Below are 6,034 nucleotides of genomic sequence, written 5' to 3' on the forward strand. Positions count from 1 at the left end.
ACTGGCAACTAATTTTTTTCCTGAACCCACACGGATACTGAACCGCCTTGACAGCGAAACTCGCCCCAACCCCACTCGTTAGTAGAAACAGGTTCCTGAATATGCCCTGTTAAGTCCACAAACTTAGCATGAGGTTTACCAACTTCCATCCACTTGAAACCCTCCGGGCCGTCACTCATAATTACTGCCATTGCCTGTGGATGCTTCCCATTGCCCAATCTCGTCCAGCCAATGGTATTCCAATGATCGAAATAGTCATATTGAGGGCCGTAGGCGAAGTGTTGACGAGCATGGAGAAACTTGTCAATTAGCGATCGATGAGAGGGCAAAACAATCTTATACCGCTTGCCATCACGGCCCCAATCTTCATATTCTGCACCGTAATAATCGCCGTAGAAAATGCAGGGATAACCTTCTTTTCGCAATAAAATAATCGCATAAGCAAGAGGTTTAAACCAGGGTTCTACCACCGATTCAAGTGCTTGCAGCGGTTGAGAGTCGTGGTTTTCGACAAACGTTACTGCATGAGTCGGTTGCTGCTGCATCATTGTACCGTCTAAGATGCGTCGCATATCGTAGTTACCGCCCTGTTGGCTGGCGTAATGAAAGTTGTAATGCAGTGGCACATCAAAAACTGACATTTTGCCCTTAACTGAACCGATATACCAGTGCAGGATATCGATATTTGGTGCCCAATACTCACCGACAACAAACAAATCTTTGCCGACATATCGCTCCATTTCATCCAACCATTCCGGAAAAAACCAAGATGATATGTGTTTGATGGCATCTAAACGGAAACCGTCGGCACCTGTTGTGTCGAGATACCACTTACCCCAGCGTGTAATTTCATCTCGTACCGATTGATCCTGGAAATCCAGATCGCACCCCATTAAATATGCAAAATTGCCATTTTCTAGGGAAACATAGTCATCAAAAAATTTCTCTTCTACCAAATAGACTGTACTGCGATCGTCTTTATTGTACTCGTTGTAGTCTACTGCATCAAAATGCCACCAGTGCCATTCAAATTGGGAATATTTACCTTGGCGTCCGGGAAAGTTAAAATGGGTGTAGCTTTTGATTTCTTGCAATCCACCTTTGGGATTTAGCCGATCGTTTTGAGGATAAGGAGTTGCCTTAAATATGTCTGCTGCATCTGCACCCATTTTGTGGTTGATAACTACATCGGCATAGACTTGGATCTGAGATTTGTGCAGGGCTGCGATCGCATCCAAATATTGCTGCTTAGTACCATATTTGGTGCGTATTGAATTTTTTTGGTCGAATTCTCCCAAATCAAATAAGTCGTAAACCCCATATCCCACGTCGCTTTGCCCGCCACTTCCTTTGTAAGCTGGGGGCAGCCACAGTGCCGTAAAACCCGCATCTGCCAATTCTTTCGCCTGGTTTTTCACCTCATCCCACAGGGTTCCTTGATCGGAAGTGTACCAGTGGAAATATTGCATCATCGTGCCGTTGATATCTGCCATTTTTCACCCTTGCCTTGAGATGATATTGACAATGTAAGGCGATCTTAGGCTACAGCATTGCCCATTGTCACGGTATCCGCATTAATTTTTTCTAAAACTACGGTTTGGGTGTGATTAAAGTTTTGTTACATTTCTCAACTATAAAATCTTTTGACTTTCGCCTGACTCTTTGAACCATACTTGAACTTGAGTGCAGACAAAAAGCCCCCGTCCAAGCTCGGAAATCTAAAATAATCAGTAAGTAAGATCACAATGTGCTTGCGATCTTAGTAGATAACTATACTGAGTAAATCTGCTACCATCATAACTACTCCTTTTAAAAAAATGTAATTTTATGAAATCTTTTATTGTAAGAGCTGCTGCCGTTGTGGGTGTGATAGCGACATCGGTATTGGATACATTGAAAGAAGAAGAGGAAAAAAAGCGTTTATTAGACAGTGGTATTCTGGAAGTCGATGAAATGACGGGAAAAGAGTTTGAGAAATTTCTAGAGGTTCATTTTATAAACTTTGGTTGTACTGTTACTTTAACTCAAGATAGTCAAGATTATGGGGCGGACTTAATTTTATACAAAGATGGCTCCAAAACCGTGGTTCAAGCGAAAAGGAGCAAAAATCCAGTTGGTATTAAAGCAGTTCAAGAAGTAGCAGGAGCCGTCAGACATTACAAAGGAAATAAAGGAAGAGTAATCACGAACAACAGATTTACAGAAAACGCTTACAATCTTGCTAAATCTAACGACGTAGAGTTATGGGATAGAAAAAAACTCATCGAATTCATCCTGACAGCTAAAAATTGTAAATAACTTATCTATCAAATTAAGTTATATATAAAAGATGCACTGCTTTCCCGGTATATTTAATCTCACTGATGAATCATGCTACAAATTTCTAACACTGTGTTCATAGACGATCGCGAAATCGAGATTAGTGCGATTCGCTCTCAAGGCGCGGGGGGGCAAAATGTAAATAAGGTGGCGAGTGCGATTCACTTGCGCTTTGATATCCCAGCTTCCTCATTGCCCGATCGCTACAAGGAGCGTTTGTTGCAAATCAACGACCAGCGCATTACCTCCGAAGGTGTGATTGTCATCAAAGCGCAGGAACACCGCAGCCAGGAACAAAACCGGGAGGAGGCTTTGAGACGGCTGCAAGAACTGATTAAAAGTGCGATCGTCATACCGAAAAGGCGCAAACCGAGCAAAGCAACTCGTAGTTCCCAGCGCAAGCGTCTCGACAGCAAAACCAAGCGAGGCCAGATTAAAGCTCTGAGAGGGAAAATTACGGATTGATCGATGAAAGGTCGATCGGGCTTCTGAGTTTTTAGTGATAGCCTTAGTATTTTCCGGGCTTGGGTGCATGACTCAAACCCGTTTCCCTAGACATGGACGAACCCCTGCGGGTTAGTTGTCGTTCGGTGAGGGCGATCGACTTGGTAAGTCATCGGGAATTTGGGTTACGTCTAATCCTAAAAGCTCAAACATAGTTTTTAGAGAAACCTGGTACAGGTTAGCCAGTGCAGCTACGTTTTCAACCGTTGGCATGGACTTTCCTGATTCCCAGTCAGCTTGCATCCGCTCAGAAACGCCGATATGTTGTTTGACTTGAGGGCGGGTTAGCCCAGCTTGTTCTCTGAGTAGTCTCAATGGAGACTTTTCCTTTTCTTGCGAATTTTCTGCCACTATACATGAAGCTTGTTTCACAACCTCTAGGTTCTTGACCTCCGCCGAAAGATGAAGTACACTTAATGCTTGTAGGTCATCGGGAATTTTGGCTACGTCTAATCCCATACATCTAGCAAGTGTTTTTAGAGGTACGCCTAGCTCGCGCGCCAGAGCAATGACGCGATCGAAGCGAGGAATGGATTCCCCTCGTTCCCAATCGCCAATAATGCGAATTCCTACCCCCATTCGACGACTAAGTTCAGGTTGGGTCAAATTTGCACTTTCTCTAAGGTTTTTCAAGGTTATGGTTTCTTGATCTTTAGCTTCCATCAATTATAGCAGTTAATTGCTAGCAAAATAGTGCTTGACAAAACTGAAATCTGGCACTAAACTGCTAGTAGATAGGCAAAACAAAGGCAACCGGGCAAGCCTCCAAGGTCAAAATGCAGGTTTGAAGAACTGCCTTATTTGTAGCGTCTATCAATTGTGCTTGCATACCCAAGCGTATTTTCGGGGGTTGGGCGCATACCTCAAGCCCCTTTTTTCTCAACGCCGAGGAGGTGGTGCCATGTAAAAGGTCGATCGACCTCACAGCACAGCCCAACTCAAAATTGTATCAAAGATCTAGACCAAAACTTCAACTTTGCGATCGCACAACTTCCGTGCTATCGTGCCATTTCTCGAACCATTCCCGATCATGCCCACATCAATTGACAACTTCTACCTAGGCGATGTCGCCTCCAACTTTCACTTTGCAGGCCCGCTGCTAGACTTTGAAGAAGAAATCCAGAATCAATCTCCCTTTCACGATTTAGACTACCTCACAGGCGAAATTAAAAGGGGATTCCTAGACTACGTGCGTCAAGGAATCATGCTGGACGCGATCCGAAAGCTGCGATTGTACAAAGACAAGTTCAAAACTTTTAAAAGTTACTGCGAACAAGCATTAGGTAGGCAGTATTTTTACTGCACACAAATTATCAAAGCTGCGAGTATTTGCCTGCGCTTGATTAAAGCAGGCTTTGAGATTTTGCCTAGCTGCGTTGCTCAAGTTGTTCCTTTGTTCAAACACGCAATCACTGACCAATATGGCGACTGTCGTTTACAGGAAAAGTGGCAAGAAGTTGTCGATGTCATACCCAAAGAAAGGATTACCGCAGTAACTATTGCCGAAACAGTTGACAACAATCCCAACCTCCGGCTCAAACAAATTCGCATTAAAACCGACACCTACGCCCTTTTAACGAAAAAAGCAGCCGCAGCCGGACTGTCAATTTCGGAATTTTTGGCAAGGTTGGTTGGCGAATACAATCCCAGAAATTTAGAGCAGCCAGCGGAACATACTCCTGAACAAGAGGAGATTTTAGACCAATTAGACGCGGAGTTTAAGAAGCCGGCAACGGAACAGACTTCAACTTCTGCTCAAGGAAAAGTTAAGTCTAAAGGTTTTGGAGGTAAAGTTGACCCTAAAGGTGGTAAAAGGGAAGAAGTTAAGGCTAAAAGTTCGGAAGGGAAAGTTAACGCTAAAAGTTCCGAACGTGAAATTAAGTTGAAAAATCAGCAAACTGAAATCCTAGCTAAGAAACGGTCAAATTCATTTGAGGATAAAAATCATGAAATCATCAGCCCAAAATCCGATCATGCGTCAACTGAAACTCATGGAGGTTCAATTGAACGAAATTCAGTGCCAACTAATTAAAGCCACTGTGTTGAATTGGTGGCAAATAGTTTTGCCCGACGGACAGAAAATTGCGATCGAGCACGCGGGTGCCGGACACTGGATTTTTCGGGCTAACGGGCTTGAGAAATCTCATCCTGAAGTGCGGCTAGCTGTATTAAGGGCGATCGCTGAAGGTTGTCGCCGATAAGCTACGGTTAAGGACACGGCACGGTGTCGTGTCCCTACTGGGTGATGGGGTTTGTCATGATTTGGGGATGTTGGGGCGATCGAGATTAGTTGCGATTGCGATCGGAATTTCCCAACTGTGGGGCAAAGTTAAAATTTCCCGCGTTGTGCGCCCAGGGCTGGTGTCAACCATATATTATGGGGTTTGGGGAGCAATGCCTTAGCAGAGCCTATTCATACATCTAAGTCAAGCAGCATTAGGCTAGCCCTCAATTCGTGACATTTTCTTCCCAGACTCTACTCAAAAGACATCTCCAATAATCAATTTGAAATCCTTACTCAACCATAATATCAAATCTGTTAGCATCGAAATTATTCCTATCTCTCTTTTCTTCATCTGCGTTAATCAGCGTCAATCCCTTGTCATCAGCGGCCCGAGAAATTATCTTTTTTTCACCGCCGATGAGGGCAGATAAACACAGATTAACGCAGATGAATGAGATAAATTCCGCTTCCACCATCCATCGGTGATTGTTGACTGTTAACTGGATTTGACTATTCCGATGCAACCGGAATTTATCTCATTGAGTTTTTCGACTGACAGTTAACAGCCAACTGTCAACAGTCCACAGTCAACAATCCCGGAGGAGTGCAACCGGAATTAATATTACTCGATTTGATGAAGCAATTTCTCAATTGTCTCCACTAACGTTTCAGGCTCAACAGGCTTGGGAAGATGCCTTTGAAATCCGGCTGCTAGTGCTTGCTGTTTATTTGTCTCACCTGCATAGGCTGTCAGAGCGATCGCGGGAATCTGCCCTCCCTCATCTGTGGATAGTTGTCGGATTTGACGAATCAACTCATAGCCATCGATTTGTGGCATCCCAATATCAGCAATCAAAACATCTGGCTTAAATTTAGTGAGTTGTTGTAGCGCCTCTGTTGCTGAAGATACATAGGGCTTGCTGAATATATCGATCGCATATTACGTGGCCTGGGTTAAGAACTGGTGCGTTCGAGAGTCATCGCCGT

The 6,034-nt window shown here is 44.0% G+C and carries 7 protein-coding genes; 4 read left to right on the top strand and 3 right to left on the bottom strand.

Going from position 1 to position 6,034, the window contains the following annotated elements; translation table 11 throughout:
* Window positions 1–8: 8 nt before the first annotated feature.
* The gene (locus QT994_RS14435) at window positions 9–1,493 is read right to left on the bottom strand and encodes an alpha-amylase (RefSeq protein ID WP_333175638.1); all 1,485 of its coding nucleotides are present in this window, start codon (window positions 1,491–1,493) and stop codon (window positions 9–11) included.
* Window positions 1,494–1,827: 334 nt separating this feature from the next.
* On the opposite strand from QT994_RS14435, the gene QT994_RS14440 reads away from it, so the two are divergent.
* Window positions 1,828–2,298 carry a restriction endonuclease gene (locus QT994_RS14440; protein WP_333175641.1) on the top strand — a complete coding sequence of 157 codons (471 nt, stop codon included), beginning with the start codon at window positions 1,828–1,830 and terminating at the stop codon, window positions 2,296–2,298.
* Between the two features lie 72 nt (window positions 2,299–2,370).
* Window positions 2,371–2,784 (top strand): alternative ribosome rescue aminoacyl-tRNA hydrolase ArfB, encoded by a 414-nt coding sequence (gene arfB / locus QT994_RS14445; protein ID WP_333147251.1) that lies wholly within the window; start codon window positions 2,371–2,373, stop codon window positions 2,782–2,784.
* Window positions 2,785–2,895: 111 nt separating this feature from the next.
* Here arfB and QT994_RS14450 read toward each other — a convergent pair whose 3' ends face one another.
* The gene (locus QT994_RS14450; RefSeq protein WP_333175642.1) at window positions 2,896–3,486 is read right to left on the bottom strand and encodes a helix-turn-helix transcriptional regulator; all 591 of its coding nucleotides are present in this window, start codon (window positions 3,484–3,486) and stop codon (window positions 2,896–2,898) included.
* Window positions 3,487–3,853: 367 nt separating this feature from the next.
* On the opposite strand from QT994_RS14450, the gene QT994_RS14455 reads away from it, so the two are divergent.
* The gene (locus tag QT994_RS14455) at window positions 3,854–4,855 is read left to right on the top strand and encodes a hypothetical protein (protein WP_333175644.1); all 1,002 of its coding nucleotides are present in this window, start codon (window positions 3,854–3,856) and stop codon (window positions 4,853–4,855) included.
* Window positions 4,827–5,024 (top strand): hypothetical protein, encoded by a 198-nt coding sequence (locus QT994_RS14460; RefSeq protein WP_333049195.1) that lies wholly within the window; start codon window positions 4,827–4,829, stop codon window positions 5,022–5,024. The genes QT994_RS14455 and QT994_RS14460 overlap by 29 nt, the downstream gene beginning before the upstream one ends.
* 645 nt (window positions 5,025–5,669) lie before the next feature.
* Here QT994_RS14460 and QT994_RS14465 read toward each other — a convergent pair.
* Window positions 5,670–5,981, bottom strand: coding sequence for a response regulator (locus tag QT994_RS14465; protein ID WP_445243910.1), 312 nt, complete (start codon window positions 5,979–5,981; stop codon window positions 5,670–5,672).
* Window positions 5,982–6,034 lie beyond the last annotated feature (53 nt).

Source organism: Microcoleus sp. S13_B4 (assembly GCF_036700885.1).
GTDB lineage: Bacteria > Cyanobacteriota > Cyanobacteriia > Cyanobacteriales > Microcoleaceae > Microcoleus.